Raw genomic sequence first — 25075 nt, forward strand, 5'->3', positions numbered from 1 at the left:
CCTATCATCAGCCATCCCAACCCGTCCGCAGAGATTTCCATGAAAAAGAACACTTATCGCATCGCCGCCATTCCCGGCGACGGCATAGGCAAGGAAGTGCTTCCCGAAGGCGTGCGCGTGCTGAGCGCCGCGGCCCAGACCTTCGGTTTCGACATCGAGTTCGTGCAGTTCGACTGGGCGTCGTGCGACTACTACGTGGCCCACGGCGCGATGATGCCCGACGACTGGAAGCAGACGCTCAGCGGCTTCGACGCCATCTTCTTCGGCGCTGTCGGCTGGCCCGAACTGGTGCCCGACCATGTGTCGCTGTGGGGCTCGCTGCTCAAGTTCCGGCGCGAATTCGACCAGTACATCAACTACCGTCCGGTGCGGCTGTTCGAAGGCGTTCCCAGCCCGCTGGCCGGGCGCAAGCCGGGCGACATCGACTACATCGTGATCCGCGAGAACACCGAAGGCGAGTACACCTCGGTCGGCGGCATCATGTTCGAAGGCACGCAGCGTGAAGTCGTCATGCAGGAAGCGGTCTTCTCGCGCCATGGCGCCGACCGCCTGCTGCGCTATGCATTCGATCTGGCCCAAAGCCGCCAACGCAAGCATGTGACCGTGGCCACCAAATCGAACGGCATCGCCGTGAGCATGCCCTGGTGGGACAAGCGCGCCGATGCGATCGCCAGCGAATACCCCGAAGTGGCGCTCGACAAGCAGCACATCGACATCCTGACCGCGCGCTTCGTGCTGCAGCCCGGGCGCTTCGACGTGGTGGCCGCGACCAACCTGTTCGGCGACATCCTGTCCGATCTCGGCCCCGCGACCACGGGCACGATAGGCCTGGCGCCATCGGCCAATCTGAACCCCGAACGCCTGTTCCCCTCGCTGTTCGAGCCCGTGCATGGCTCGGCGCCCGACATCTACGGCAAGAACATCGCCAACCCGATAGCGATGATCTGGTCGGGCGCGCTGATGCTCGACTTCCTCGGCGAGAAAGCCGCGCACGACCACATCATGGCGGCGATCGAAGACACGCTGCGCAGCGGCCCGCGCACACCCGACATGGGCGGCACGGCCAGCACGCCCGATGTCGGCGTGGCGATTGCCGAGCGCGTGCAGGCAGCCTGATCCGCGCCAGCCAGGCCCTGGGCATAGGAACGGCGCATGTCATCGCGATGACAAGACGGGCCCTGCGCGATCCCTAGACTGGGTCGAACAACTCAAGGAGACCGATCCATGGCCTGGCAAATCGAACCCATCAACGGCTGCGCGCTGGTGCGCATGAATACCAGCAAGGTGAATGTCCAGAACGCGCAGTTCTTCGGCGATCTGCATGCGGCGTTCGACCGGCTCGAACGCGATTTCAAGGAGCTGCCCGTGGTGCTCACGGGCCAGGGCAACGCCTTTTCCGCGGGCATAGACTTTCAGGCGAGCTTCGACATCTTCGGCAGCGGCGAGCCCGACCGCATCAAGGAGTGGTATCGCGCCTACCGCGAGACCAACCTGCGCATCTTTGCCTACCCACGGCCCACAGTCGCTGCGGTGAACGGCCATGCGATTGCGGGCGGTTTGATCACCGCCCTGGTCTGCGACTTCCGCGTCGCGGCGCGAACGCCGGCCAGGTTCGGCCTCAACGAAGTGCCCATAGGCATTCCCATGCCCGCGGCCTATGTCGAGATCATCAAGTACGCGCTGGGCGAACGGGTCGCGGCGCTGACCACGCTGCGCGGCCAGCTGTACGACCTCGAGCAGGCGCAAGCCCTGGGCTTCTTCCACGAAGTCGTGCAGCCCGACCAGCTCATCGCCACGGCGATCGACTACGCGCGCTGCATCACGCCCGATTGCAACGTGGCCTATGCGATGTCGAAGAAAGCCCTGCAGGACGGCGTGATGCGGCAAATTCACGAACGCACGGTGGCGCTGGACGCGCAATTGCCCGCGGGCATGAGCGATCCGGGCAATCGCCGCGCCCAGGATCAGCGGCGGCAGGAAATCATGCACAAGCGCTAGGCCTACACCCCGATGTTCAGGCGCCGTCCGTGCCTTGCGTCTCGGCCAGCACGTAGCGGCGCAGCGCGGGCACATGGGCGATCAGCAGGCCTTTCTTGGGCTCGGTCGCCACCATGCCCAGCTGCTTGAATTCCCCCAAGGCCAGATTCACCCGTTGCCGCGACAGCCCGCAGATCAGCGCCAGTTCGTGCTGGGAAATCGCCAGTTCCTGCGGGCCCGTCGCATGCGCGTCGGCCACCATCAGCAAGCCTCTGGCGACACGCAGCTCGGGCTTGAGCAGGCGCGCGGCAGCGAGCATGGTGACGAACGCGCCCATGCGCGCATTCATGATCTCGGTGAGGAAGTGATTGAACGCAATCGAGGCATTGCGCAGCGCTTCGAAAGTCTGCGCGGGAATCAGGCAGATATGCGCGGCCGTGAGCGCGCGCAGGTCATAGCGCCGCAACTCCTTTTTCAGCAGCGAGCCGTCGCCGCCCCACTCGTTTTCACGCATGCAGTAGAGCGTGGTTTCGCTGCCGTCGGCGCCCGCCACGTACATCTGCAGACAGCCTTTCATGACCCCGTACCAGTGCGTGCTGGGCAGGCCTTCGCGGGCAATGTATTCGCCGGCTTCGGCCGTTCGGGTGGTGGCGGTCTGCAGCGTCAGCAGGCGCAGCTCGGGCGAAAGCGCATGGAACCAGGCCCATTGCGCCAGGAAGTCGGCAAGGCCGTGGTTGGGATTGGACGCACGATTGGTCATGGCAAGAACAAGACATACCGCTCAAATCGGCGGCAACAACTCCCCATCCGGCAGGCGCACGAAAAACCGTTTGTCGATCAGCACGTTCCTTGCGGTTTCGACCACGATGGACGTGCCCTGATCGTCTTCGCCCGCGACATACGAAGCGTAGTACGCGATGTTGGGAATGGGCGGCGACGCGGGCAGGCAGCGCAGCTCGCCGCTGGCCAGGTGCTCGCGCAGCACCGGCAGGGGCAGCACCGCGATCGCATGGCCTTCGCGCACCAGGCGCAGCATCAGCGACAGCGAGTTGCAGGAATTGATGCCTTCGAACTCGACGTTGGCGCTGCGCAGCCATTGGTGAACGATGGAGTTGAGCGTCGATGGCGGCGAGTTGGTCACCAATGGCAGCTGGGCGGCGACTTTTGGCGTGAAGGGCGCGTCAGGCAGCTGCATCTCGCTGGCCGCGAACCAGGCGAAATCGACCCAGCCCAGCAGCTGGTCGACCACATGCGCGGCGGAGCTGGCGTAGGTGTGCAGCGCCACATCGATCTCGCGCTTGCGCAGCTTTTCGCGCAGCACGCTGCCCACGTCTATCGTGATCTCGACCACCAGCCGGGGATGGCGGCGCTTCAATTGCCGCAGGATTTCCGACAGCGCCACCATCGCCGTGGACTCGTCCGAGCCCAGGCGCAGCACGCCTTCGAGCGGCGGGCCCAGGCGGCCCATGCGTTCGAAATCCTGGGCCGCGCTGAGCACTCTTTCGGCCAGCGTCACCGCGTCGCGGCCTTCGTGCGTGAGCTGCACGCGCTGATTCTTGCGCGTGAAAAGCTGCACATTCAGCGCCGCTTCAAGCTCCTTGATGCGGCTGGAAATCGCCGGCTGGCTGAAGTTCAAATGCTCGGCCGCGGCATGGATGCTGCCCAGCTTGGCGGTCCAGAGAAATGCTTCGATTTGGCGAAGAGTGGTGCGCATCATCCAGAAATCTTATCAACTATTGCTCAAATAACGCGTTTTTCTTCCGAAAAGCCCGCTGATAGATTGGTGGCTCATTCAATTTTCTGAGCCAGCCATGTACGTACTCAATGCCCTGCCCAAGTCCATCGACCCCGATTTGCTGTCGTTGCTCGTACAGGCCGAGCCTGCGGTCATCGGCCACTTCCGCTACACCGGATTCGTCAGCCCGGCGATCAAGGCCCACTTCCAGGACCGCCGCGTCGCCGGCACCGCCGTCACGGTGTGCGCCCCGGGCATGGACGGCGCGATGGTGCACTACGCCGTCGGCCAGGCGCGGCCCGGCGACTTTCTGGTGATCGACCGCTGCGGCGACGAATCGATCGCCGCGCTGGGCGGCGCCGTCGCCTATGCGGCGCGCGCCGCGGGCGTGGTCGGCATCATCGTCGACGGCCTGGTGACCGACCTGGGCGAGCTGCGCCAGTACGGCGTGCCGGTCTGGTCGCGCGGCACTTCGGCCGTCACCGTCAAGACGCTGGGCCTGGGCGGCGAGTTCTGCGGGCACGTAAGTTGCGGTGGTGTGGGCGTGGTGCCCGGCGATGCCATCCTGGCCGATGAAAACGGCATTCTGGTGCTGCCCGCTGCCGACATCGAGTACAGCGCCAAGCGCGCGCTGCAGATGATGCAGGACGAAAAGAAGACGCTGGCGCGCATAGACGCCGGCGAGAAATACCCCGACATCATGGGTTCGACCCAGGTGATAGAGAAAGCCATTCAGGCGGCAAAGAGCGGCGCATAACGCCCACCGGCCATCACACGTTCCCCACAGACCGATTTTCCCCATCCCCCTCAGGAGCTCCACCATGTCGTCCATTCACTCCACCTCCGTCAAGAACGTCTGCCGCCGCAGCCTGCTGGCGCTGTCCCTGCTCGCCGTGGCCGGCTTCGCAAGCGCCCAGCAGCCCGCCTATCCCAAGGGTCCGGTGACCCTGGTCGTGCCGTTCCCGCCGGGCGGCAGCGTCGACATGGTGGCGCGCACCATTGGCAAGCAGCTGGGCGAAGCCCTGGGCCAGACGTTCCTGGTGGAAAACCGCCCCGGCGCTTCGGGCAATATCGGTGCGACGTCGGTGGCCCAGGCCAAGCCCGACGGCCAGACGCTGTTCGTGAGCAGCTCGGGCGTGCTGACCGCCAACCAGTTTCTCTACAAGCGTCCGGGCTTCGACTCGCAAAAGGATTTGACGCCCGTGATCCGCCTGGTCAATCAGCCCAACATCCTGCTGGTGCACCCGTCGCTGCCGGTCAACAGCGTGCAGGACCTGATCAAGCTCGCCAAGGCCCAGCCCGGCAAGATCATCATCGGCAACGCCGGCATCGGCACCGGCCAGGACATCGCCGCGCGCCAGTTCGCCTCGGCCTTCGATCTGAACATGCTGCATGTGCCCTACCGCGGCGGCGCGCCCGCAATGAATGACCTGCTGGGCGGCCAGATCCAGGTGATGTTCGAGACTTCGCCCACCGCCCTGCCCTATGCCAAGGAGCGCAACGGCAAGCTGCGCGCCGTCGCCATCACCAGCGCCACGCGCTCGCCGCTGGTGCCCGATCTGCCGACCGTGGCCGAGTCCGGCGTGCCCGGCTTCGACTCCATCACCTGGATCGGCCTCACGGCGCCGGCCGGCACGCCGCCCGCGATCATCACGCGCCTGAACGCCGAACTCAACAAGGCCCTCAAGGGCGAGATGGGCAAGAAGTTCGCCGAGTTCAGCCTCGACCCCATCGGCGGCACGCCGCAGGAAATGGCCGAAATGCTGCGCAAGGACTCCGCCAACTACGGCGCGATTCTCAAGGCCGCAGGCGTAGAGCCCCAGTAATCCCACAGTCCGGCGAGCAGTCAAGAAAGGCGCGCATGCAATACGTTCGTCTCGGCAACTCAGGCCTGGAAGTGTCGCGGATCTGCCTGGGTACGCTGAATTTCGGCTCGCCCGCGTGGCGCTCCTGGATTCTCGATGAAGAAGGTGCGCGCCCGCTGTTTCGCCAGGCCGTGGAGCTGGGCATCAACTTCTTTGACACCGCCGACACCTACTCGGGCGGCGAGTGCGAAGTGGTCACGGGAAAGCTGCTCGCGCAGTTCTTCCCGGGCAGCCGGCGCGAGGAGGCCGTGATCGCCACCAAGGTGTTCAACCCCGTGGACATCGCTTTCGAAGGCGATCGTGCGGCCGATTTTCGCCGCCGCCCCAACAAGGACGGGCTGGGCCGCAAGCGCATTCTGCATGCGGTCGATGCCTCGCTGCAGCGCCTGGGCGTGGACTACATCGACCTCTACCAGATCCACCGCTTCGACCCGCATACGCCGCTGGAGGAATCGCTCGAAGCCCTGCATGACGTGGTCAAGGCGGGCAAGGTGCGCTATCTGGGCGCGAGCAGCATGTGGGCCTGGCAGTTCGCCAAGATCCAGCAGCTCGCACGCGAGCACGGCTGGAGCCGCTGCATCAGCATGCAGAACCACTACAACCTGGTCTACCGCGAAGAAGAGCGCGAGATGATTCCGCTGTGCCAGGACCAGGGCGTGGCGCTGCTGCCCTGGAGTCCGCTGGCGCGCGGCTTTCTCGCCGCGCAGGGCGACGGCGCGGCCGCGTCGGCGCGCGCCGCCGCCGACCGGACCACGCAGCGCTTCTACGGCCGGCCCGAAGACCTCGCCACGCGCGCGCGCCTGCATGCGCTGGCCGCGGAAAAAGGCGTGAGCGCCGCGACGCTGGCCTATGCCTGGCTGCTGCACAAAGGCGTGACTTCGCCCATCGTCGGTGCCAGCAAGCCGCAGCAGATCGAGGAAGCCGTGCGCGCCGCATCGGTGACGCTCACGCCCCAGGAAATCGCCCAACTCGACAGCGGCTACGCCCCGCGCCCCGTGCTGGGGCACAGCTGACGCGCTGTTTTCATTTCGTTCATCAGGAGACAAAAAAACATGGCCAAGCCACACCATCTTCAAGGCATCTACTCCCCGGTGCTGACCCCGTTCAAGGCCGATCTGTCGCCCGACAGCGCCGAGTTCGTGCGCCATTGCCAATGGCTGCTGGGCCAGGACGTGGGCCTGGCGGTGTTCGGCACGAATTCCGAAGCCAACTCGCTGTCGGTGGGCGAACGCAAGCAACTGCTCGATGCGCTGCTCGAATCGGGTGCGCCGCCCGCGCGCCTGTTGCCCGGCACGGGCTGCTGCGCGCTGACCGACACCGTGGAACTCACGCGCCACGCGACGGCCGCGGGCGTGGGCGGCGTGCTGATGCTGCCGCCGTTCTATTACAAGGGCGTCTCGGACGACGGGCTGTTTCGCAGCTATGCCGAAGTGATCGAACGCGTGGGCGACAGCCGGCTGCGCGTCTATCTGTACCACATCCCTCCCGTGGCCCAGGTGTCCATCAGCCTGGCGCTGATCGAACGCCTGCTCAAGGCCTATCCCGGCACGATCGCCGGCATCAAGGACAGCTCGGGCGACTGGAACAACACCGAAGCCGTGCAGCGCGAATTCGGCGCCGAGGGCTTCGACGTATTCGCGGGCAGCGAAGTGTTTCTGCTGCGCACGCTGCGCGCGGGCGGCGCGGGCTGCATCACCGCCACGGGCAATGTGAACCCCGCGCCCATGGTCGAGCTGTACAACAGCTGGCAGCAAGAGGGCGCCGATGCCCAGCAGGCCGCGCTCGACGCCACGCGCGCCATCTTCCAGCAGCACAACATGATTCCGGCGATGAAGACCGCGGTCGCGCGCTTCAGCGGCGTCGATTCATGGCGCACGCTGCGCCCGCCACTGACATCGCTGTCCGCCGAACAGGAAAGCGCGCTCGCCGATGCGCTGGAAAATCACGGCTTTCAAATGGAAGGAATCAACGCATGAGCCAGGATCAACTTGCCGCCCTGCCCGTACACCAGCTGTCGCAGCTCATCGCGCAGCGCGAGATTTCGCCGGTGGAACTGGTGGATTCGTGCCTGCAGAACATCGCCCGGCGCGAACCCAAACTGCAGGCCTTTGTCGCCGTCCATGCCGATGAAGCCAGGCTTGCCGCGCAGGGTGCCGAAGCCGCGATACGCGCCGGCCAATCGGTGGGCCCACTGCACGGCATTCCGATCGCGCTCAAGGACCTGATCGAGGTCGAAGGCCGGGTCTTCACCGGCGGCAGCGAAGTCTGGAAAGACCGCCAGGCCACGCGCACCGCCACGCTCGCGCGCCGCTTGATGGCGCAAGGCGTGATCGTTCTGGGCAAGACCCATACCGTGGAATTCGCCATGGGCGGCTGGGGCACGAACACCCGCCGCGGCACGCCGTGGAACCCCTGGGACCTGCAGCAGCAGCGCACGCCCGGCGGCTCGAGCAACGGCTCGGCCGTGGCCGTCGCGGGCCGGCTCGTGCCCTGGGCCGTGGGCACCGATACCGGCGGCTCGATACGCATGCCCGCATCGTGGTGCGGCATCACGGGCTTGAAGACCACCATTGGCCGCATCAGCGGCTACGGCATACAGCCGCTGAGCCCCACGCTGGACACGCCCGGACCGATGGCGCGCTGCGTCGAAGACGTGGCCTTGCTCTACGCCGCGATGCAGGGCCAGGACCCGCTCGATGCGCTGACGACCGGGCTGTCCTATGTGGACCCCATGCCCGCGCTGCGCCGCGGCATTCGCGGCCTGAAGCTGGCGCGCATGCCCGAAAGCGAGCGCGCCTATTCCTCGGCCGAAGTGCTGCAGGCCTATGACGAATCGCTGCGCGTGCTGGCGTCGCTGGGCGCCGAGATCGTGACGCTGGAGCTGCCGTTTCGCTTCGAGGATGTGGCGGCGTTCAACATGCGCATCATGGCCGCCGAAAGCTATGCGCTCTACCATGCGCTGATCGACGACCCGGCCGCGCCGCTGGACCCCGATGTGCGCCCGCGCATCGCGGCCGGCAAAGACATCAGCGCGCGCGCCTATCTCGAAGCCATGCAGCAGCGCAATGTGATGAAGCAGCAGTTCGCGCTGGCCATGGACGGCATCGATGCACTTCTGACGCCCAGCACCATGACCACGGCCTTGCCGCTGACTGCGGTGGACCAGACCAAGGCGCCCGCGCACTACACGCGCTTTGGCAACTACCTCGATCTGTGCGGCCTGTCGCTGCCCAATGGCCTCGACTCCCAGGGCCTGCCCACCTCGCTGCAGATCGTGTGCCGCGGCCAGCAGGAAGACCTGGCGCTGCGCATAGGCTGGGCCTACGAGCAGGCCACCGACTGGCAGGCACGCCTGCCTTCGGGCCTGGCGTAAGCCGCGCCCCCCAGCGCGCCGGCGCTCAACGCGCCAGCCGCTGGTCGGCGATGCAATCCGGCGAGAACTCGAACACAATGCCGCGGTCGGGCTTGAGCAGCGCGCGGTCCTTGTCGGCGTATTCGAGCCGCGACAGGATGTCGCGTATCAGATTCAGCCGCGCCAGGCGCTTGTTGTCGGCGCGCACCACATGCCAGGGCGCGGCGGCCGTGTGCGTCTTCAGCAGCATCTCGTCGCGCGCCGTTGAATACGCTTTCCAGTGCTTGAGCGCCACGGCGTCGATCGCGCCTATCTTCCACTGCTTGAGCGGATCGCGGCGGCGGTCTTCGAGCCGCTCCTTCTGCTCGCTCTTGCTGATGTCGAGGTAGTACTTCAGCAGCTTGATGCCGGAGTTCACCAGCATCTCCTCGAACGGCCCCACCGAATGCATGAACTCCGCATGCTGGGCCTTGGTGCAAAAGCCCATGACCTTCTCGACACCCGCACGGTTGTACCAGCTGCGGTTGAACAGCACGAATTCCTGGGCCGTGGGCAGGTGGGCGACATAGCGCTGGAAATACCAGGCGCTGCGGTCGCGGTCCGAGGGCGCGCCCAGTGCCACGACGCGCGTTTCGCGCGGGCTCAGGTGCTCGATGATGCGCTTGATGCTGCCGTCTTTTCCGGCCGCGTCACGCCCTTCGATCACCACCAGGATCTTGTCGCCGCACTCGATGAAACGGCGTTGCAGCTTGACCAGTTCGATCTGCAGCAGCTCCAGCTGGGCTTCATAGTCGTCGGCCGAAATCGCATCGTCTTCGGGCGCCGGCACGGCATCTTTCAGGTCGCCGACCTTGGATTTGTCGGATTTCTTGTGGTCCTTTTTGCCCATGGAGTTCCCTGCACGTTGATTGCAAAATCACGACTCCACTATGACATGCGCAGCGCGTGCGCGGCGGCGCTAGTTGTCGCGCAGGCCTTCGTTCGACAGGCTGCGCGCATAGACCGCGAGCACGATGCGTTCGGAATGCGTCAGATATTCCTGCAAGGTATCGGCCGCCTTCGCGTAGTTGCCGGCTTCGGCGATTTCAAGGATTTGCCGGTTCATGTCGACATAGGGCGCATGCAGGAATTCGGCGTCCTTCATGAAGCCGAAAGCCAGCCGCAGCTCGGCCAGCACCGGCGCAAACATCTGGTTCAGGCGCTCGCTGTCGGCGAGTTCCACGATGGCCATGTGGAAGTCCATGTTGGCCGTGCCGACGACGGCCCAGTCGGACTGCGCGCGCCCGCGCACGCTGGCCTCGACCGCGGCGCGCATATGGCGTTTGGCCGGATGCAAGGGGTAGGCGTTGCGCAGCGCCTGGCATTCGATCAGGCGGCGCACGCGGTAGATGTCGATGATCGCGGCAATCGACGGCACCGACACGAACACGCCGCGGTTGGGCGTGTGCTTGACCAGGCCGTCCTTGGTCAGGATGCGAAAGGCTTCGCGCAGCGTGTTGCGCGAAACCGCGAGTTCGTCCGCCAGCGCCTGCTCCGACAAACGCATGCCGGGCGAGAGCTCGCCGTGCACGATCTTCAGGCGAAGCTGCTCGGCAATGCGATCGCTGAGGCTTTCGGAGGTCAATGGACGCGCAATGGACATGATGGGAAAAGAGTTTGAACCGCCTGAGTATCGGGTTTTTTCACGTTCCGGGATTTGTTCGCTCACCACAAGGCCTGCATTGATCAAATGCCAAGCGCTTGTTTGCACTTCGCAGCACAAACATTGTTGAACGAAATTACATATTCATGTTGGGAAATTGAGCCGCTAAACGGCTGCCTTGCGCCCCTGAATCCCATTGCAGCGCCATTCAATGCAGGCGGCGCGGGCTTGCAGCCCGCCACACGGCGAGGCGCTCAGACTTGCGCCAAGTTGGCGCAGGCGTATCGCGCATGCACAGCAAAGGCCGATATCCGCCCGATATTGGTGCCTTCGGCATCGGTATTTTTACCAGTGGTCACATGATTGTTCAACAAACTATAGTGGCATGTAATTTGCAATGCTACTTTTGTTCTCTTCTTTTATTCTCATGAACAGGGAGTTGGTATGTTGAAAAAGTGTCTGGTTACCGCAGTTTTCGCTGGCGTCGCAATCGGAGCGAGCGCCCAAACGAAGTGGGATCTGCCGTCGGCATATCCGGTCTCCAATTTCCACACCGAGAACCTGATCCAGTTTATCGCCGACGTCGACAAGAACAGCGCGGGCAAGTTGAAAATCCAGGCCCACCCCAATGCCTCGCTGTTCAAGGCGCCCGAAATCAAGCGCGCGGTGCAAAGCGGCCAGGTGCAAGCCGGCGAAGTCATCCTCAACAACTTCGAGAACGAGAATCCGCTGTTCGGTCTGGACGGCGTGCCTTTCCTGGCCACGAGCTACGGCGATGCATTCAAGCTGTACCAGGCGCAAAAGCCCGCGCTGGAAAAGCTGCTGGCCGCGAGCAACATCAAGCTGCTCTACACCGTGCCATGGCAGCCCCAGGGCATGTACGCCAACAAGCAGGTCAACGGCGCGGCCGACATGGTGGGCCTGAAGTGGCGCGCCTACAGCCCGGCCACGCTGCGCCTGGCCGAGCTGGCCAAGGCCCAGCCGGTGCAGATCCAGGCGGCCGAGCTGTCGCAGGCGCTGGCGACCGGCGTGGTCGACTCGTACATGTCGTCGAGCTCCACCGGCTATGACTCCAAGACCTACGAGCACATCAAGAACTTCTACAACGTCCAGGCCTGGCTGCCCAAGAACATGGTGATGGTCAACCTGCGCGCCTTCAACGGCCTCGACAAGCCCACACAGGAAGCCCTGCTCAAGGCCGCGGCCGCGGCGGAAGAGCGCGGCTGGAAGCTGAGCCAGGAGAAGAACGCCTGGTATCTGGACCAGCTCAAGGCGCGCGGCATGAACATCATCGAGCCCAGCGCGACGCTCAACGCCGACTTCCGCAAGATGGGCGACACCATGCTGGCCGACTGGCTCAAGAAGGCCGGCGCCGATGGCAAGGCCATCGTTGACGCCTACCGGAAATAAGCATGCGCCGCTTTCTTGATCGTCTGTTTGCGTCAGCCTGCGGGCTGGCGGCATTCTGCGTGTTCATGATCTTCGTGCTGATGATAGGCGCCTCCGTGGGCCGCATGCTGGGCTGGCGCGTGGGCGGCTTCAACGACGTCGTCGCCTGGCTCAGCGCGGGCGCGGCTTTCCTGTCCATGGCCTATGCCTTCAAGGAAGGCGATTTCGTGCGCGTCACCTTGCTGCTCGAAAAGCTCTCGCCGCCGCTGCGCCGCGGCTTCGAGCTGCTGTCGCTGTCCATCGCTTCGGTCTGCACCGGGTATCTGGCCTGGTGGGCGGCGGCGTCCGCCTGGGACAGCTATGTCTTCAACGACATGGCCGGCGGCCTGGTGGTGATTCCGCTGTGGATTCCGCAGCTGACGTTCGTCGTCGGCGCGGCGCTGCTGTGGCTGGCCGTGGTCGACGAACTGCAGCGCGTGGCGCGCGGTTTCAAGCCGCGCTACGTCACGGTGGTCGAGGAACGGCATGCGGCGGGTGACTTTTCCAGCGATGTATGAGGGCTCAGATGAACGCAAATAACTTCGCCGACACCGTCGGCCACGCAGGCCTGCCTGCGCTCGAAAGGACGGCCCTCAAATGCTGATTTCCATTGGCGCACTGCTGCTGGTCGCGATGCTGGTGCTGCTGGCCAGCGGCGTGTGGATAGGCATCACGCTGGGTCTCACGGGCTGGATAGGCCAGGCCTTCTTCACCAACACGCCGCCGGGCATGAACCTGTTCTCGGCGTTCTGGGAGTCCAACGTCTCCTGGGAACTCGCGGCGCTGCCGCTGTTCGTGTGGATGGGCGAGATCCTGTTTCGCACCAAGCTGTCGGAGCAGATGTTCTCGGGCCTGGCGCCGTGGCTCAACCGCGTTCCGGGCCGGCTGATGCACACCACCGTACTGGGCTGCGGCGTGTTCGGCTCGGTCTCGGGCTCCTCGGCCGCGACCTGCGCGACCATCAGCAAGGTGGCGCTGCCCGAACTCAAGCGCCGCGGCTACAACGAGCAGTTGGCGCTGGGTTCGCTGGCGACGGCGGGAACGCTGGGCATCCTGATTCCGCCGTCGATCACCATGGTGGTCTACGCGGTCGCGGCCGATGCCTCGATCATCCGCATCTTCCTGGCGGGCTTTCTGCCCAGCTTTTTGCTGATGGCGCTGTTTTGCGGCTACATCGCCTGGTGGAGCATTCGCAACAAGCACCTGATGCCGCCGCCCGAGCCCAAGACCACGTTCGCGCAGAAGATGCGCGCGAGTGCCTCGCTGATCCCCTGCGCGCTGCTGATCGTGTTCATCGTGTGGGTGCTGATCGCGGGCTGGGCCACGGCCACCGAGTGCGCGGCCTATGGCGTGCTCGGCTCGCTGGCCATCGCCGCCGCAGGCCGCAGCCTGACCTGGGCCAACTTCAAGGCCGGGCTGATGGGTGCGACGCGCCTTTCCTGCATGATCATGTTCATCCTGGCCGGGGCCGCGTTCCTGACCAAGACCATGGCCTTCACGGGCATTCCGCGCGCGCTGGCGGAGTGGGTCGATGCGATGCAGCTGAGCCCCTATGCGCTGATCGGCGCACTGGTCGTGATCTATCTGGTGCTGGGAACGGCGCTCGACGGCATCTCGATGATCGTGCTGACCAGCGCCGTGGTGCTGCCCATGATCCAGATGGCGGGTTTCGATCTGATCTGGTTCGGCATCTTCGTGGTGCTGCTGGTGGAGATCGCCGAGGTCACGCCGCCGGTGGGCTTCAACCTGTTCGTGCTGCAAAGTATGACCGGGAAGGACAGCAACACCATTGCGCGCGCCGCCATCCCGTTCTTCTTCTGCCTCATCGTCTGCGTGGTGCTGATCACGGTCTTTCCCGAGATCGTGACCTGGCTGCCGGACTACGTGATGGGGCCCGAGAAGAAGTAAGCGACTGCAGGCCACGCGCAGCGCAGCGCGTGGCCGGCCTCAATTTCCGGCGCCGAATACCGCCAGGTTGAGCACATGCGACTGCCCTATCCACAGCGCGCGGTCGCGGTGGTCGCGCAGGCTGTCGCCGGTGTTGGGATGAATGAACACATCGAGGCTGGCGTGATGGAGCGCCAACCAGCCCACCACCTGGGTGAAATCCTGGGGGCTGACGATCAGCTGGTAACTCCACATCGGATGCGGCCCCACGGGCTTCTCATGGAATCGCCCCATCACCATGCGCCCGGCGAGATCGCGCTCTATGGTTTCGCGCAATGCCCAGGCCGATGCGCGGCTCGCGGCATCGAAATACACATGGGCATGCCAGTCTTGGATCTGGGCTTGGCTGGGAGAGTTCATGGTTCTTGGGGGTTGAAACAGCGGCGCACGAACGCGCGCGCTGTCTCACATCATGGACCGGAGGCGGTGGCTGCGATTTTTAGCCGCTAAAAATTGCGGCATGCAGCCCCGCCGCCACGCATTGCAGCGCTCAGCGCGAACGCCCGCGTGCGGCCTCGGCGGCCAGCTCGGCCAGGTACGGACCGTCCTGGCGCGGCGCGGCAGACGGCTGCTCGATCAGGAACTGTTCGCGGTCCTTGCCGGCGATCCACGCGGGCGGCTTGCCGCGTCCGGACCAGGTCGCACCCGACTTGGGTTCGAGGTACTTGCCGGGGACATGCGCTTTCGGCGCCTTCCAGGGAAACACTTGCTGAGCGGTGAATCCGAACTCGGCGATCAAGGTATGAACCTGGCTCAGCGCCTGTGCAGCGGCGGCTTTCTTCTCCTGAACAATTGCTTCATCCAATGCTGCTCGTTCGGCAAGCAGTTCCTTCAAACTCTTCATATGGGCCCAGTTATCTGACAAAAAAAGGAAAGCGTAATTGGCTAGGGATATGGAAACACCACGGGCTTGTCTGCTTCGGGCCTCCGCCTGCGCTGCGGCGACCGCATCGCCAGGCGCTGGCGATGGCTTTGCAATGGCGCGCGTGGTGCCCGGGCGCCGGTTTTGGCGCAACCCGGGAAATGGCATTCCAGCCGTAATTGTGAGGCCTGTGGCATGCGCCTTTGCCGCGAGGGCAAATTTCTCACGCCTGCACGGCAGAATTCAAACGCAATTCTGCGGCGCACCCAGGCTCAGCGGCCCGCAAGAATCGTCGCCTCGAGCCGCGCCAGCGTCTCGGCATCGAGGCGCCCCTGCTCCTTGGCCAGGCGCAGCAGCCGCAGCGACACTTCGCGGTAAAGATGGATATTGTCGGCGTTCAGCGCCATGAGTTCGCGCATATGCAGCGCGACCACGTCGGCATCGCCGCGCGAGATCGGCCCGGCAATCGCCCCCGCCAGGCCCTTGGCCTGCGCGGTCTCCAGCGTGCCGCGCGCCAGGGGCAGCAGCGCGGCCAGGGCCTGCGCGTCGCTGACGCCGAAGCTGTTCCACAGATCGCAGGCCTCGCGCAGCAGCGACAGCAAAAAGCTGGCGCCATAGTTGGTCGCGCAGTGATAGCGCCCGCGCGCGCCGGCGGGCAGCTCTATCACGCGGTAGCCCACCGCTTGCGCCAGCTGCTGCAGCGAGGCTTGCAACGCGCCTTCGGCTTCGATCGCCACACTGCTGCCGGCCATGCAGCGCAGCGCGACGACCGGATCGGCGAAGAGCTGCAGCGGATGGAACCCGCCGATCACCGCGCCCTGGGCCGCGGCCGCACCCAGCGCGGACACTTCCGTGGCACCGCTGCAATGCACCACCGACTGCCCCGGCCGCCAGGCGATCTGGCCGGCGACATCGGCAATGGCGGCATCGCTCACGGCGATGAACACCAGATCTGCCATGTCTGCCGCCTGCTGCGCACTCACGCCTATCTGGCAACCGTCTATCGTCCGCAGAATCGACTCTGCCGGCACCAGGCTGCGCGCCGCAATGGCCGCCACCTCGAAGCCCGCCTGATGAAACGCCGGCGCCAAGGCCTGCACCAGGCGACCCGCGCCGATGAATGCGATCTTCAAGATGGCGCTCCTATGAATTGGGCGGCACCGCATAGGCGCTGCGGTCCTTGCCCACCAGCCACTTGGGCTCTCTGCCCCGGCCCGACCAGCCCGCACCCGTGAGCGGATTGCGGAACTTGACCTCGGCTTTCTGCTTCTCGCGCTTGACGGGCTCGGGCGTCCAGGGAAACACCTGCTGCGCGGTAAAGCCATGCTCGGCCACCAGCGCCATCACCTTGGCCAAGGCCGCATTGGCTTGCTCGTCGCGCGCCTGGCCGATTTGCTTGTTCAGCTTCTGCTGCTGGAGGAGTAGTTCTTTGTAGGTCGGCATGGCGAGAGCAGCGCATCGCTTTGCTGCCAGTTGGAAGTGCCTGCAGCTTAGCGCAGACCCGACCGGCTGCGGGCGATCCAGGGCCAGCGGCTCACGACAGCTTTTTCCAACTGCGGCCATCTGTCGTGCGATAGGTGCCGCCCGTGGCGCAACAGCCGCCGGCGCCAAACGCCATGCGGCCCAGCGTCACGGTCAAGGCGCCAGACTTGAACGACATGGACTCGCGTTGGCACACGGTCCAGAACGGGTAGAAATCCGGCGCAAGAACACTCTCCCAGTGGATCTGGCCCGCGCCCCGGCTTTCGACGCGATAGACCTCGCAGTCGTGCACCAGCAGGAACATCGACTCACCGCCCAGCTCCCCCTGAAAAACGAGCTCCGCGGGCGCGGCGCGCGTGGCGACGGCCTCCTTGCTCATCATCGGATCGAGCGGCTGGTCGCAGCCCGCAAGGCTGGCCAACACCAGCAGCAGACCCAGGGCACGCGTTAGTTTTGCGGTCATGGCGTGCAGTATGTCAGCTTTGGCGCCGTGCACAGGCTGCAGCCCGCCATGCACCGCGAGGCCAGGCAGCGCAGCTGCGCTTGCGAGCTGCCTGTGCCCCGGCCTATTGCGTCCAGCGAGTCACCCAATCCACGATGCGTTGAATCGCATCCATGCGCTGGCTGGGCCTGCCCTGGGCCGTGAATTGATGGCCGCACTGCGGGTAGATCACCATCTCGCAATCGCGATTGCCGCCGCGGCGCAGCGCCACAAACGCGGCTTCGGCCTGGGCGCGGGGGCAGCGCTCATCTTCGGCGCCCTGCAGCAGCAGCGTGGGAATGCGCGCCCCCCGCAGATACTCCAGCGGCGACAGGCGGCGCATCAGCGCCACATCCTGGTCGCTGCGCATGGCATAGGCGTCCGAATAGTAGCCGCTGTCTGAGCTTCCCCAATGGGCTTCGATCTGCGAAATGGGCGCGGCCGCCACGGCAGCGCGAAACACTTCGGTATGGCCTACGGCCCAGCAGGCGAGATAGCCGCCATAGGATTTTCCGGCCAGCGCCACGCGTTCGTCGGCCAGGCCCTCGCCCTGCAGCGTCTGCACGGCGCAAAGATGCTGCGGCAAATCCAGCTCGCCCCAGCGTCCGCGCAGGCGATCGCTGAATTCCCGGCCGTAGCTGGCCGAACCCACCGCATTGAGCGCCAGAACCGACCAGCCCTGGGACCACAGCATGGACCAATAGGCTATCGGCCCGTATGCAAAAGGTACAAAACCCGCGGGGCCGCCATGCACTTCCAGCAGCAGCGGTGTCGCCCCCTTCGCACCCGCAGGACGAATCAGCCAGCCGTCGATGACTTCCGTGCCGCCGCTGCCGTCGGGCACCTCGAACTGGCGCCGCTCAAAACTTGCGCGCGGGCGGTCCTGCCACCAGGCATTCAGGCTGCTGAGGCATTTCTCGTCGGAAGCATCGGCGCGGCAGCGGTGCACCTCCATCGGCTGCACCGGGCTGTGCGCCGCATACACCAGGAAATCGCGGGCGCACGCCAGTTGCGACAGCTGACGCTCACCGCCCATGCGCAGCGTGACCTGGCCCTCGGGCACGCTGATTTCCACGATTTCCTGGACCCCGCGCCGTGCCACGATGCCCAGCACGCGCGCGCTGTCCTGGCCGACAAACTGCAGGTTGTCGCCCTCGGTGGAGATTTCGATCGCATCGTCGCCCAGAGGCCGCACCTCACCCGACGCGGTCTCGATCAGCCAGGGCCGAACCTGCGCATCACCTTCGGCCAGCGTTCCGCAAAACACAATCCAGCGGCCATCGGGCGAAAACCGCGGGAACAGTACCTGCGCATGCGCATGCGTCAGTTGCCTGGCGCCCTGGCCGTCACCGTCCATGACCCAGACATCGCTGCGGTGCGCCTCATCCGCTTCGCGCGTGCGGCTGTAGACAATGCGCCGGCCATCCACCGAGGCATGGGCGCTGCGCACATTGAACGGCCCGTCGGTGAGTTGGCGGGCTTCACCGCTGGCCACATCGACCCGGAACAGATGGATTTCCCGGTCCAGCGTATAGCCCAAGCCGTCGGCCTTGTATCCCAGCCGCCAGATGACCTGCGGACCGTTCTCGGGGGGCAAGGCTGCGCCGGGCTGGGCGCGCGCGCCCCGCAGGTTGGGATCCACGCGCAGCGCAGCCGTGACCAAGACCGACTTGCCGTCGGCAGTCCATTCGAATCCTGCGGCCTGGCCGTCAATGCGCGACACCTGGCGCGCCTCGCCGCCAGCGCGGGCAATCACGAACACCTGGTTGTCGCCGGCACGATCGGAGATGAATGCCAGCTGCTGGCCATCGGGCGACCAGCGCGGACAGATATCGCTGGACACGCCGCGGGTCATCTGCCAGGCGGGGCTGCCGTCGGCAGGAAAGATCCAGAGGCTGCTGGTCGCGCTGTCCTGCTCGCGCTGCAGCGACGATACGCTGCACGCGGCCAGCCCCTCCTCATAGGAGCATTGGATGTCGCTGACGGTTTGATGCAGCAGAAGGTCTGTGGCTTCAAAAGCTTGGGGCATGGCGGGATGACTTCCTCTGTGCATGAAGGGGTGAACCGATGGGCCCTGAAATGGGCCCGGCGCGACAATGCGCGCCGGGAGGTCAAAGCTAAGGCAAGCGCACTCCCGCCTCCGGTCGGACAACATGCCGCCTTGCTGCAAGCGCGCCCAGGATCCACGGCCTGGGGCGCCAGGCCGCGCACTCAACGCCGCCGAGGGTGCTCCATGAAGAAGCGCAGCATCTCTTGCGAGGCGTTCACGCCGCGCGGGTCGGTATGGCTGCCGCGCGCATCGCCTCCGGCCCAGGCATGGCCGGCGCCGTGCAATATCCATTGCTCGACCACCGTATCGGAGCCCGAAGGCTGCGCATTTTCGGCGACATGAATCGTGCGCGTGTAGCGCTGACCCGCCGCCGATTGCCCGCTTTGCACCCGGCCCGAACCCTCGCCAAAAGGCAGGCCGCGCGCCGCGAGCGTGGCATCCGTCAATTGCTGGGCATTGCTCACATGCACGGTCCGGTCCGCATCGCCATGAAACACAATCAGCGCGGGCGGCGAGTCCCCGGCGCCCATCTGCGCCGCACGCGCCGGTGCCGGCACCTTGGCACCACTCTTCATGGCCGACAACGCGCCCATGACATCGCGCGCGGCGCCCGGCTGCAGGCCCGAATGCACGCCCACCGCCGCAAAAAGATCGGGATATTCACGCGCCAGCAGCGCCGCCATCGCGCCCCCGGCCGACAGGCCCGCGACATAGATGCGCTGCGCGTCGACCGGGTGGTGGCGCATCACGTCGCGCACCATGGCCACCAGCGTCGCGGGCTCGCCGCCGCCACGCGCCTGGTCCTGCGGGCGAAACCAGTTCCAGCAGCCCTTGGGATTGGCATCGTGCGATTGCGCGGGATAAAGCACCAGCGCGTTGACCGCCTGGGCCGCGGCATTCATTGCGGTGCCGGTAGCGAAGTCCTGCGGGTTCTGCGTGCAACCATGCAGCATCAGCACCAGCGGCAGGGGCCCCGCCCCGGGGCTTGCGGCGCCGGGCGGCACATAGAGCCAGTAATGGTTTTGCGCAGCGCCGGCAGGCGCCGAAAACGCGATGCGTTGAAAGCTGCCCGGGGCCTGCGCGTCAGACGCGGCAGGCGCACCCACCGCATCGGGCCGCGCGCGCGCCGCGCCGCGGTCGACAACTTCCACATCCTGCACGTCGGCCTGGTGGCCGGGCATGGCGTGCCATGCGCGCGTGGGGCGCGGGGTGGAAGCATTCGCTGCCGCAGGGCCCGCAGCCTCGGCCGAAGGCGTCTGCCGCTTCAAGGTCTTTGCGCCCAAGGCGCTCTGAATGGCTTGCGTGGCTTCCATCAGCGCGCCGCGCTGAATCAGCGGCGCCGTGGTCGCGATCATCTGCTTGAGGTCGATATTCCAGTCCATGGGAAATCCTTGGTCGGGCAAGGTGCCCGAATGAGTAAAGCAATTGCACAGGCCCATGCACCCTGAAAGCGAGTGCGCGGGATTGGCCCGGTAACCTTTTGCCGCGGTGGACTGGGCCGCTTGGCACGCATGACATTGAAATCCGCATGCCGTCTCCTGCTGGCAATGCTGTGGGCAAGACAGCAGCGCCTTATCGCTACGAAATAGTTCTCAATGGATGCGCCCCGCAAGCGCGGCCTTGACCGCGGCACTGGCCTGAAACGCGCCCAGCACGGTGACCGAGGCAATCGTCGCCTGCGCCAACTCCGCAGGCACATCGCCATCGATGGACGCCAGCCCCAACACGCGGATATCCAGTTGCTCGCCTGCGGCCTGCGCGGCCTCGAGCTCGGCGCGGCCAAAGCGCTGCAGCCCCAGAACAAGCATCTTGCGCGCCACCATCTGGCGCACGGTATCCGCCTGCGCCGTCAGCTGATTGCGTATCGCCGTACGAATGAAGTCGGTGCGGTTGGAGTACACGCCCTCGGCCACCAGCAAATCGATGTGGCCCAGATCCACAAAGCCCAGATTGATGGTGATCTTCTCGGAGTCCCCCCCCTTGGCGCGCAGCGCAGCCCCAGGCATCAAGTCGTTCATGGCAGTTTTCCTTGCATTAACCATCCACATGGATGGTATCTGGAGTTATTTTGCATGAATTCAAGGCTTGACCGCATTTTCCCGCTACGGGTTGTGGGGTTCGGCGGCATGCCGCCGGCGCATTTCTTTGTGCATTTCGGTCCATGGGTGACGGAAGCACCCGTGAGTGACGACGGATCGAGGATTGGCGCCGCTTGTCTCTTGGCGTGGGCTATTTTTGGAGTGACTCTTTCAAAACCCACGAATTAAATGTAACGCACCACAATGAGAGATATGATGCGTCAATAAATTGAAATTAGATAAAGCGAAGTATAAAAAGGCGGGGGAAAGCGGTGGATGGGTCCACAAGCGGAGCGTTTGCCAGCAGCGTTTAAAGGAGGAAAACCGGTGTCACGGCCCACCCTTAGCGGTGGTCCGGCACGGCTTGCTTTCTCGATAAATCAGGACTTATCTAGACAGAAGTGCGAGCACCCAACCTCATGCAAACCCCATTGCTGTGCCCTTCCAAGCGCTGGGCGGCGCGTAAAATGCTCCGTATTGGGGGTTCTTTAGGCTGCTACAGAGCATCGAAAGTGCTGCTTATCGCGAGCTATTTTGCATATCTATTGAGCGTCCGAGGTAGAGCTGCCGCTACGCCCGCTGCAACTGGGCTGCTACCCGTATCTCCGGACACCAAATCACCCTTTGTTTAGGAAATTTCTCAACTGCCTGAACTCGAGAGGCGAGCGGTATTTCAAGGCACTGTCCGGATGGTGTTCGTTGTAATGCTCGAAGGCGAGCCCCAGGTTGGCAATCGCCGTGCGCGCATCGGATTTGGGCATGAAGGCGATGTAATCGCGCTTTCACAAAAGATTCGGCCATCCGTTGCTCTGCGGTGAGCATACAGGCGTGGTAGAAGGCTCCAGGCCGATGTCCAGTGCAAAGGCTCGCGTACGCCGGGCGACGTAAGGTGCTCCGTTATCGGTCAACCACTCAATGGAACGCTTGTGCAGTGATTGACCGAACCGATGCTCCACGGCTGCCAGCGTTACGTTGCGCACTATGTCACCTGTCTGCGCTGCGGTGGTCGCAGCCCAACTCATCGCTTCGCGGTCATAGCAGTCCAGCGCGAACGTGGCGCGCACCGGCTCGCCGTTATCGCACCGGAACTCAAAGCCATCGGAGCACCATCGCAGGTTGCTCGCATCCACAACTACGCGGCCTTCATGGCAACGCTCCGGGCGCAGTGGCACTGGCTTAGGTGCCAAGAGTAGACCGTGCGTACGCATGACGCGGTACACCCGCTTTAGGTTAATCGCCGGGGCCTGGCGTGCCTCGCGCTGACGACGCAGTACGCCCCAGGCGCGTCGGTAGCCATAGCTCGGCAGATGAGCAACCGCCTCGCGCAGCTCGCCGACCAAGGCTTCATCGTGCGTGCGGCGCGTCGACCAGCCATCACGCCAGTGTGCAGGCCATGCACGCCGTGCCGTTGCTCCCGAGCGCGCTACGCCAAGGACTTCGCAGACCGGCTTCAACGGTCGTCCTCCGGCAACAAGGGCAAGCGTGCAATCCAATTTTTTGCTCGGCCGTACTCCACCGCTTCCTTCAAGATCTCGTTTTCCAGGGTCTTCTTGCCCAGCACTCGCTGCAAGGCCTTGATCTCCTGGAGCGCTTTCGCAAGCTCCGATGTGGGAACCACTGCCTCGCCTGCGGACACGGCAGACAGAGCGCCGGCCTGGTGCAGCTTGCGCTACAGGAACAGCTGATTCGGGTTCACTTCGTGGCGCCGGGCAACCATGGAAACAGAGTTACCCGGCTCATAGCTTTCGCGGACCATCTGCAGCTTGTCTTGCAGAGACCAGCGCCGACGCCGCTCTGGCCCGACCACCTCCGATGCACTCTCAGACTTCATGTTGGTCATAAATACAGTCATATGTCTACCTCTTATCTTAGGTGGGTGACTGTGTCCTGAGATTCAGGGGGCCGTTCCAGCCCCTTTTCAGCCGAACAATGCAGGCAGTGTTAGTGACCCCAGAGTAGTCTCTGCGAGCGCCCGCGGCACAGACTGCCCTAGTCTCAAACGTTGCCCCCGGTAGAGCAGTTTGAAATCGCACTGAAGCAATGCTGCTGCATGCCCTTCCGCACATTCATGCACTATAAACATAGTGATTTCATCAAGGATGCCTTGCACCCCCGTCAAAATCACGTGCGCTAAGTGTTTTTCCGGGGTAGTCGCGGATGAAGCATCATCTGTTAGAGTTGCGTTGGAGGAAAAGTGTGGCTTCAAATCATGAATATGCTGTTATAGGCCATAGCCGAGCTACGGTTGGCCGGTTTCTTGGAATAGTGGCGGGATTAGCCAGTTCGGCACTAGCCGTCTTAATCGCCACAGTAATCAGCTATGGAGAGCGCTGGGGGCTTTTGCAAGAACGTGCATACTGGACGCTCCCGCTCACGGCGGCAATTTTCTACACGCTGGGTCATCTGGCCTTTGATAAGTGGGCCTGGCGTACGTGGTTGGTTCATCTATTTTTGGATATTCCGGATTTGCGGGGTAAATGGGACTGTGCAGGTGAAACCATTGATGCCAGCACAGGCGAGGTGAAGTACAGATGGACTGCGGAGGTAACAATTTCGCAAGGCTGGGAGAAGATCAGGATCTATTCCAAGACGGAGCAATCGCGTTCACACAGCGTTGCTGCTTCCATCGTGCAGGAAGAAGACGTCGGCTACATCCTGATGTACAGCTACCGGAACGAGCCGCGCCACGGTGAACCTGAGCTGAAGGCACATTTTGGCTATGCGGAGTGGCGTATCGGGACGGATGGATCGTCCGCAGAGGCAACATATTTCAATGGTGGAGGCCGCTACACAGGCGGCCGCATGAAACTTACGAGAAAGACCCATGGCCACTGATTATTCAAATCGGATTGGTAGAGTAAACGCACGACGTAACAGCTCTGGTGTTACGAGGCGCAATGAGAGTGTCGATTTCGCTGCAAACAGCGCGATCCTTGATTCAGTAACTGAAGGCTATCGAAGCAAAACTAAGTCCAAGAATTTTCAGTATGCATTGGTGTCGATGCAGGAGGTAGATGCACAATACACTGCTATCAGCTACCGTGAGGCAGAAAGGGTCGCGAAGCAGATTGACTCAGGGCTTCAGAGGCGCGGGAAGTCAGTATTGATCGAGCTTCAAGGCTCGCTTCCACTAAATGTACATCTTAGGCGTGTCAGTGACGTTGATATGCTTGTTTGGCCACAGACATACTTTGTTTACGATAGTACCGGAGTTTCCGCCTACCGTTACTCGTCCAGCTCGAGCAATACAGTTACCGAAATCGTTACGTTGCGCTCAGAGTGCTGCTCGGTAATTCAAGCTGCTTTTCCTTCGGCGAAAATTGACGACTCGGGGGCAAAATGCATCACTGTGACGGAGGGTTCTCTTCTCCGCGATATTGATGTTGTTCCATCGGTTTTGTACAAGACAGCTGACTATCAACGAACGAACAATGCCGAGGACCGTGGAATCCAGGTGTACGATAAGAGGGCGTATGAGATCATCACGAACTATCCCTTCAAAGTGCGAGCCTTGATCAATGAGAAAGAGGCTCGTACGGGTGGAGGATGCAAGAAGGCTATTCGATTGCTCAAAAACATGAAGGAGGACTCCGATGCGCCGATCGCGCTGTCCAGCTTCAACATCATGTCGCTCGTCTATGCAATGCCAGATTCCGACCTAATCACTTCGCCCTACTACGAAGGGAAAATTCTGGCCGCCGTCCAAAACTGGTTTTACATGCTCTCGCACAACGAGGCTCGACTGAGAACTCTACACACCGTCGACGGCAGCCGAACGATCATTCAGTCTGCCGACGACGTCACGGCAGTAGCGCAGATGTCAGAGGAATTGAACATACTAGTTCTACGCATAGCCCAGGAATTGCAGCCTGACGTAGCTACCAGCTTCCCGGCATGGCGGGCTAAAGTTGAGAGCGAACTCTTGATTTAGCTGCGAATTGATTCGCAGCCCTTGAGTTTTTCCATCATTCACAAATAATTCTATGAAACATGTGGCCAATGGGCGACCTGAAAATCACACTAAAACTAGCCTGAACCTGTAAAAACTTCGCAGCCTTCGGCGACCCAGCATTAGAAGAACACGTCGACCTCGTGCTCAATGCGAGCGCCATCACTGCGCGCCTGAACGCCATATGCAATGGGAAGGCACTGCGCCAACTTCGCCATTGTTTATGC

General features: G+C 63.5%; 24 protein-coding genes and 1 pseudogene. 12 read left to right on the forward strand and 13 right to left on the reverse strand.

Going from position 1 to position 25075, the window contains the following annotated elements:
* Positions 1–39 precede the first annotated feature (39 nt).
* Both KHY18_RS13115 and KHY18_RS13120 read left to right on the forward strand, forming a co-directional pair.
* Positions 40–1116, forward strand: coding sequence for a tartrate dehydrogenase (locus KHY18_RS13115; protein ID WP_213300404.1), 1077 nt, complete (start codon positions 40–42; stop codon positions 1114–1116).
* A gap of 108 nt (positions 1117–1224) precedes the next feature.
* On the forward strand, positions 1225–1998 hold the full coding sequence (locus tag KHY18_RS13120; RefSeq protein ID WP_213300408.1) for an enoyl-CoA hydratase/isomerase family protein: 774 nt from the start codon (positions 1225–1227) through the stop codon (positions 1996–1998).
* Between the two features lie 16 nt (positions 1999–2014).
* On the opposite strand, the gene KHY18_RS13125 is transcribed toward KHY18_RS13120, so the two are convergent.
* Together KHY18_RS13125 and KHY18_RS13130 are read right to left on the reverse strand one after the other, a co-directional pair.
* Positions 2015–2737 (reverse strand): Crp/Fnr family transcriptional regulator, encoded by a 723-nt coding sequence (locus tag KHY18_RS13125; protein ID WP_213300411.1) that lies wholly within the window; start codon positions 2735–2737, stop codon positions 2015–2017.
* Positions 2738–2758: 21 nt separating this feature from the next.
* A complete protein-coding gene (locus KHY18_RS13130; protein ID WP_213300414.1) occupies positions 2759–3691 on the reverse strand; it encodes a LysR family transcriptional regulator in 933 nt (310 codons plus the stop codon).
* Positions 3692–3788: 97 nt separating this feature from the next.
* Here KHY18_RS13130 and KHY18_RS13135 point away from each other — a divergent pair, with 97 nt between their 5' ends.
* From KHY18_RS13135 to KHY18_RS13155, 5 genes are all read left to right on the forward strand, one after another.
* Positions 3789–4469, forward strand: coding sequence for an RraA family protein (locus KHY18_RS13135; RefSeq protein ID WP_213300416.1), 681 nt, complete (start codon positions 3789–3791; stop codon positions 4467–4469).
* A gap of 64 nt (positions 4470–4533) precedes the next feature.
* Positions 4534–5538 carry a Bug family tripartite tricarboxylate transporter substrate binding protein gene (locus KHY18_RS13140; RefSeq protein ID WP_213300418.1) on the forward strand — a complete coding sequence of 335 codons (1005 nt, stop codon included), beginning with the start codon at positions 4534–4536 and terminating at the stop codon, positions 5536–5538.
* 35 nt (positions 5539–5573) lie between these two features.
* Positions 5574–6590: an aldo/keto reductase gene (locus KHY18_RS13145; protein ID WP_213300420.1), complete on the forward strand. Its 1017-nt coding sequence runs from the start codon at positions 5574–5576 to the stop codon at positions 6588–6590.
* Between the two features lie 39 nt (positions 6591–6629).
* Complete coding sequence (locus KHY18_RS13150; protein WP_213300422.1) at positions 6630–7553, forward strand: dihydrodipicolinate synthase family protein; 924 nt, start codon at positions 6630–6632, stop codon at positions 7551–7553.
* The gene (locus tag KHY18_RS13155; protein ID WP_213300424.1) at positions 7550–8950 is read left to right on the forward strand and encodes an amidase; all 1401 of its coding nucleotides are present in this window, start codon (positions 7550–7552) and stop codon (positions 8948–8950) included. The genes KHY18_RS13150 and KHY18_RS13155 overlap by 4 nt, the downstream gene beginning before the upstream one ends.
* 25 nt (positions 8951–8975) lie before the next feature.
* On the opposite strand, the gene ppk2 is transcribed toward KHY18_RS13155, so the two are convergent.
* Complete coding sequence (ppk2, locus tag KHY18_RS13160; protein ID WP_213300426.1) at positions 8976–9818, reverse strand: polyphosphate kinase 2; 843 nt, start codon at positions 9816–9818, stop codon at positions 8976–8978.
* Positions 9819–9887: 69 nt separating this feature from the next.
* A complete protein-coding gene (locus KHY18_RS13165; protein WP_213300428.1) occupies positions 9888–10571 on the reverse strand; it encodes a GntR family transcriptional regulator in 684 nt (227 codons plus the stop codon).
* Positions 10572–11015: 444 nt separating this feature from the next.
* Between KHY18_RS13165 and KHY18_RS13170 the strand changes: the two genes are divergently transcribed.
* From KHY18_RS13170 to KHY18_RS13180, 3 genes are all read left to right on the forward strand, one after another.
* The gene (locus KHY18_RS13170; protein WP_213300431.1) at positions 11016–11981 is read left to right on the forward strand and encodes a TRAP transporter substrate-binding protein; all 966 of its coding nucleotides are present in this window, start codon (positions 11016–11018) and stop codon (positions 11979–11981) included.
* Positions 11982–11983: 2 nt separating this feature from the next.
* Positions 11984–12517, forward strand: coding sequence for a TRAP transporter small permease (locus tag KHY18_RS13175; RefSeq protein WP_213300434.1), 534 nt, complete (start codon positions 11984–11986; stop codon positions 12515–12517).
* A gap of 79 nt (positions 12518–12596) precedes the next feature.
* On the forward strand, positions 12597–13907 hold the full coding sequence (locus KHY18_RS13180) for a TRAP transporter large permease (RefSeq protein ID WP_213300437.1): 1311 nt from the start codon (positions 12597–12599) through the stop codon (positions 13905–13907).
* Between the two features lie 39 nt (positions 13908–13946).
* Here KHY18_RS13180 and KHY18_RS13185 read toward each other — a convergent pair whose 3' ends face one another.
* The 9 genes and pseudogenes from KHY18_RS13185 to KHY18_RS13225 form a co-directional block, all read right to left on the reverse strand.
* On the reverse strand, positions 13947–14306 hold the full coding sequence (locus KHY18_RS13185) for a DOPA 4,5-dioxygenase family protein (protein WP_213300440.1): 360 nt from the start codon (positions 14304–14306) through the stop codon (positions 13947–13949).
* Between the two features lie 130 nt (positions 14307–14436).
* Entirely contained in the window at positions 14437–14790 is a 354-nt protein-coding gene (locus KHY18_RS13190) for an H-NS histone family protein (RefSeq protein WP_213300443.1), read from the reverse strand.
* Between the two features lie 290 nt (positions 14791–15080).
* Complete coding sequence (locus KHY18_RS13195; protein WP_213300446.1) at positions 15081–15941, reverse strand: Rossmann-like and DUF2520 domain-containing protein; 861 nt, start codon at positions 15939–15941, stop codon at positions 15081–15083.
* Positions 15942–15951: 10 nt separating this feature from the next.
* The gene (locus KHY18_RS13200) at positions 15952–16251 is read right to left on the reverse strand and encodes an H-NS histone family protein (RefSeq protein WP_213300449.1); all 300 of its coding nucleotides are present in this window, start codon (positions 16249–16251) and stop codon (positions 15952–15954) included.
* A gap of 91 nt (positions 16252–16342) precedes the next feature.
* A complete protein-coding gene (locus KHY18_RS13205) occupies positions 16343–16753 on the reverse strand; it encodes a hypothetical protein (protein WP_213300452.1) in 411 nt (136 codons plus the stop codon).
* Between the two features lie 103 nt (positions 16754–16856).
* Positions 16857–18800 (reverse strand): S9 family peptidase, encoded by a 1944-nt coding sequence (locus tag KHY18_RS13210; RefSeq protein ID WP_213300455.1) that lies wholly within the window; start codon positions 18798–18800, stop codon positions 16857–16859.
* Between the two features lie 182 nt (positions 18801–18982).
* Complete coding sequence (locus KHY18_RS13215) at positions 18983–20203, reverse strand: extracellular catalytic domain type 1 short-chain-length polyhydroxyalkanoate depolymerase (RefSeq protein WP_213300458.1); 1221 nt, start codon at positions 20201–20203, stop codon at positions 18983–18985.
* 210 nt (positions 20204–20413) lie between these two features.
* Complete coding sequence (locus tag KHY18_RS13220) at positions 20414–20839, reverse strand: ribbon-helix-helix domain-containing protein (protein WP_213300461.1); 426 nt, start codon at positions 20837–20839, stop codon at positions 20414–20416.
* A 677-nt stretch (positions 20840–21516) separates the two neighbouring features.
* A pseudogene (locus KHY18_RS13225) lies at positions 21517–22751 on the reverse strand (IS3 family transposase).
* Between the two features lie 305 nt (positions 22752–23056).
* Here KHY18_RS13225 and KHY18_RS13230 point away from each other — a divergent pair.
* Both KHY18_RS13230 and KHY18_RS13235 read left to right on the forward strand, forming a co-directional pair.
* Complete coding sequence (locus tag KHY18_RS13230; RefSeq protein ID WP_213300464.1) at positions 23057–23734, forward strand: Cap15 family cyclic dinucleotide receptor domain-containing protein; 678 nt, start codon at positions 23057–23059, stop codon at positions 23732–23734.
* Positions 23724–24830, forward strand: a complete 1107-nt coding sequence (locus KHY18_RS13235; RefSeq protein ID WP_213300467.1) for a nucleotidyltransferase-like protein — start codon at positions 23724–23726, stop codon at positions 24828–24830. The genes KHY18_RS13230 and KHY18_RS13235 overlap by 11 nt, the downstream gene beginning before the upstream one ends.
* Positions 24831–25075 lie beyond the last annotated feature (245 nt).

Origin of the sequence: Acidovorax sp. CCYZU-2555, assembly GCF_018413525.1 — a bacterium.
GTDB lineage: Bacteria > Pseudomonadota > Gammaproteobacteria > Burkholderiales > Burkholderiaceae_C > Comamonas.

Excerpts from the sequence above, each read along its gene's own strand:
- KHY18_RS13115 (WP_213300404.1), top strand. The coding sequence starts at position 40 with ATGAAAAAGAACACTTATCGCATCGCCGCCATTCCCGGCGACGGCATA.
- KHY18_RS13120 (WP_213300408.1), top strand. The coding sequence starts at position 1,225 with ATGGCCTGGCAAATCGAACCCATCAACGGCTGCGCGCTGGTGCGCATG.
- KHY18_RS13125 (WP_213300411.1), bottom strand. The coding sequence starts at position 2,737 with ATGACCAATCGTGCGTCCAATCCCAACCACGGCCTTGCCGACTTCCTG.
- KHY18_RS13130 (WP_213300414.1), bottom strand. The coding sequence starts at position 3,691 with ATGCGCACCACTCTTCGCCAAATCGAAGCATTTCTCTGGACCGCCAAG.
- KHY18_RS13135 (WP_213300416.1), top strand. The coding sequence starts at position 3,789 with ATGTACGTACTCAATGCCCTGCCCAAGTCCATCGACCCCGATTTGCTG.
- KHY18_RS13140 (WP_213300418.1), top strand. The coding sequence starts at position 4,534 with ATGTCGTCCATTCACTCCACCTCCGTCAAGAACGTCTGCCGCCGCAGC.
- KHY18_RS13145 (WP_213300420.1), top strand. The coding sequence starts at position 5,574 with ATGCAATACGTTCGTCTCGGCAACTCAGGCCTGGAAGTGTCGCGGATC.
- KHY18_RS13150 (WP_213300422.1), top strand. The coding sequence starts at position 6,630 with ATGGCCAAGCCACACCATCTTCAAGGCATCTACTCCCCGGTGCTGACC.
- KHY18_RS13155 (WP_213300424.1), top strand. The coding sequence starts at position 7,550 with ATGAGCCAGGATCAACTTGCCGCCCTGCCCGTACACCAGCTGTCGCAG.
- ppk2 (WP_213300426.1), bottom strand. The coding sequence starts at position 9,818 with ATGGGCAAAAAGGACCACAAGAAATCCGACAAATCCAAGGTCGGCGAC.
- KHY18_RS13165 (WP_213300428.1), bottom strand. The coding sequence starts at position 10,571 with ATGTCCATTGCGCGTCCATTGACCTCCGAAAGCCTCAGCGATCGCATT.
- KHY18_RS13170 (WP_213300431.1), top strand. The coding sequence starts at position 11,016 with ATGTTGAAAAAGTGTCTGGTTACCGCAGTTTTCGCTGGCGTCGCAATC.
- KHY18_RS13175 (WP_213300434.1), top strand. The coding sequence starts at position 11,984 with ATGCGCCGCTTTCTTGATCGTCTGTTTGCGTCAGCCTGCGGGCTGGCG.
- KHY18_RS13180 (WP_213300437.1), top strand. The coding sequence starts at position 12,597 with ATGCTGATTTCCATTGGCGCACTGCTGCTGGTCGCGATGCTGGTGCTG.
- KHY18_RS13185 (WP_213300440.1), bottom strand. The coding sequence starts at position 14,306 with ATGAACTCTCCCAGCCAAGCCCAGATCCAAGACTGGCATGCCCATGTG.
- KHY18_RS13190 (WP_213300443.1), bottom strand. The coding sequence starts at position 14,790 with ATGAAGAGTTTGAAGGAACTGCTTGCCGAACGAGCAGCATTGGATGAA.
- KHY18_RS13200 (WP_213300449.1), bottom strand. The coding sequence starts at position 16,251 with ATGCCGACCTACAAAGAACTACTCCTCCAGCAGCAGAAGCTGAACAAG.
- KHY18_RS13205 (WP_213300452.1), bottom strand. The coding sequence starts at position 16,753 with ATGACCGCAAAACTAACGCGTGCCCTGGGTCTGCTGCTGGTGTTGGCC.
- KHY18_RS13210 (WP_213300455.1), bottom strand. The coding sequence starts at position 18,800 with ATGCCCCAAGCTTTTGAAGCCACAGACCTTCTGCTGCATCAAACCGTC.
- KHY18_RS13215 (WP_213300458.1), bottom strand. The coding sequence starts at position 20,203 with ATGGACTGGAATATCGACCTCAAGCAGATGATCGCGACCACGGCGCCG.
- KHY18_RS13220 (WP_213300461.1), bottom strand. The coding sequence starts at position 20,839 with ATGAACGACTTGATGCCTGGGGCTGCGCTGCGCGCCAAGGGGGGGGAC.
- KHY18_RS13230 (WP_213300464.1), top strand. The coding sequence starts at position 23,057 with ATGAAGCATCATCTGTTAGAGTTGCGTTGGAGGAAAAGTGTGGCTTCA.
- KHY18_RS13235 (WP_213300467.1), top strand. The coding sequence starts at position 23,724 with ATGGCCACTGATTATTCAAATCGGATTGGTAGAGTAAACGCACGACGT.